The organism is Mesorhizobium sp. LEGMi-168a, assembly GCF_058312955.1.
This window is the reverse complement of the sequence record NZ_JBZEGV010000079.1, coordinates 1-2,017: the sequence shown is the minus strand read 5'-3', so window position 1 is coordinate 2,017 and position 2,017 is coordinate 1. Positions and strand designations below refer to the sequence as shown.

The 2,017-nt window shown below is 63.6% G+C and carries 1 protein-coding gene and 1 pseudogene; both read left to right on the top strand.

Going from position 1 to position 2,017, the window contains the following annotated elements; translation table 11 throughout:
- Positions 1 to 216 (top strand): annotated as a pseudogene (locus tag AC4FWB_RS33935) (adenylate/guanylate cyclase domain-containing protein); the annotation flags it as partial.
- Between the two features lie 137 nt (positions 217 to 353).
- Positions 354 to 1,952 (top strand): IS66 family transposase, encoded by a 1,599-nt coding sequence (locus AC4FWB_RS33930; protein ID WP_491030573.1) that lies wholly within the window; start codon positions 354 to 356, stop codon positions 1,950 to 1,952.
- Positions 1,953 to 2,017: the final 65 nt, after the last annotated feature.

Below are 2,017 nucleotides of genomic sequence, written 5' to 3'. Positions count from 1 at the left end.
TCCATGAACGAGCGACAGGACTATTTCGGCCAGACGGTCAACATTGCTTCGTGGGTCCAGAACCTTGCCAACGCACAGGCGATCTTCGCCACTCGTGCGGTGGTCGACGACAATCTCACCGCCGATCTGTTGCAAAGGAACGCGCTGACGCCCGTGGCCCACGAGGTCTCATTGCGCGGCATTGATCGGGAGATAGCAGTCTATACCATCCCCTGAAGTCTAAAGCGCGTCGCGCCGAAACGGATTCAGGCGACGCGTAAGAGGGGCAAAAGTCGTGGCGGCGGCTGCGTCAGATTGACTCGGGTTGAAGCCTGCAGATTCCCGGCAGGCAGTATTTCTGATTCATTTCGGCGATGTCGCCGCCTGTTGACATTGAGTCGCTGTCGAACGCCGATCTGAAGGATTTGGTGATCCAGCTGTTGGGTCGGGTTGCGGAACTGGAGCGGACAGTTGCGCAGCAGCGTGACGAGATCGCGCGGCTGAAGGGCGGCAAGGGTCGCCCCGACATCAAGCCCAGCAAGCCGAGCGGCATGGAGCAGGCGAGCGGGCGAGCGGCCGGCAAGCCAGCTGATGGCCGGCGTCGCGGCCGGGGAGCCAAGAACGCCAAGCTGATGATCAACGAGGAGCGCATCGTGACGGCCGGGTCGGTGCCGGCCGGCTCGCGCTTCAAGGGTTACACGGACTTTGTGGTGCAGGATTTGGTGCTGCACCCGCACGTGATCCGCTTTCGCTGCGAGCGCTGGTTGACGCCGGAGGGGACCACGCTGACGGCATCGCTGCCGGCCAATCTTTCGGGCCATTTCGGGCCGGGGCTGCAGCGCTTCGTGCTGGCGCAGTACCATCAGGGCCAGGTCACCGTTCCGCGCCTTCTGCAACTGTTGCAGGCGCTTGGTGTGGCGATCTCCAAGCGGCAGCTCATGCGCCTGTTGATCGCTGACAAGCAGCCGTTCCTGGCCGAGGCCCACGACGTACTGCGCGCCGGCCTGGAGACCGCCGCCTGGATCAGCGTCGACGACACCGGAGCCCGCCATCAAGGCAGGAACGCGACCTGCACCCAGGTCGGCAACGAACACTTCGCCTGGTTCGGCACGACGGGCTCGAAGAGCCGCCTCAATTTCCTGGAATTGCTGCGCGCCGGCCATACCGACTACGTGATCAACGCCGAGGCACTGGCCTACATGCGCCGGCGCGCCTTGCCTGAGCACGCCATCGCCCGCTTGGCTGAGCATCCCGACAAGCACTTCGCCGACGAGCAGGCCTGGACGAGCCACCTTGAGCGTCTCGGCTTCTACGATATCAAGCACAGTCTTGACCCAGCACGGCTGGCCACCGAGGGCGCGCTGTGGGGCGCCATCAAAGCCCATGGCCTGTTGCCCGACACCGTCATCCTCAGCGATGACGCCGGCCAGTTCGAGGTCGCACGCCATGCTCTGTGCTGGGTCCATGCCGAGCGTCTGGTCCACAAGCTCGACACATTCTGCGATGCCCACCGCAAGGCCCAGAGCCACGTGCGGGCGCTGATCTGGCGCTTCTACGGCGATCTCAAGGCCTATAAGCAGCAGCCCTCACGCCGCCGCAAGGCTCAGATGCTGGCGCGCTTCGACCGTATCTTCAAACGCCGCACCGGCTTTGCCACTCTCGATCGACTGCTGGCCAGGCTTCACGCCAACAAGGCCGAGTTGCTCACCGTCCTCGATCGCCCCGAGGTCCCGCTTCATACCAACGGCTCCGAGAATGACATCCGCTGCCAGGTGATCAGGCGCAAGATCTCCGGCGGAACCCGCTCACAGGCAGGGCGCGCCTGTCGCGATGCCTTCCTGAGCCTAATGAAAACCTGCCAAAAGCTCCGGCTCTCGTTTTGGGACTATCTCGGTGATCGGCTCGGCCTCACCGAGGCTTCACACCTCCAATACCTGCCAAACCTCGTCTCCAGCCGGTGCGCATCCAGCTGATCGCCACGACTTTTGCCCCTCTTACGCATCGCCTGAATCCGTTTCTGCGGGATGCGCTTTAGGGC

Bases quoted from the DNA above. Each gene is read 5' to 3' on its own strand.
- AC4FWB_RS33930 (WP_491030573.1), top strand. From the start codon at position 354: ATGTCGCCGCCTGTTGACATTGAGTCGCTGTCGAACGCCGATCTGAAG.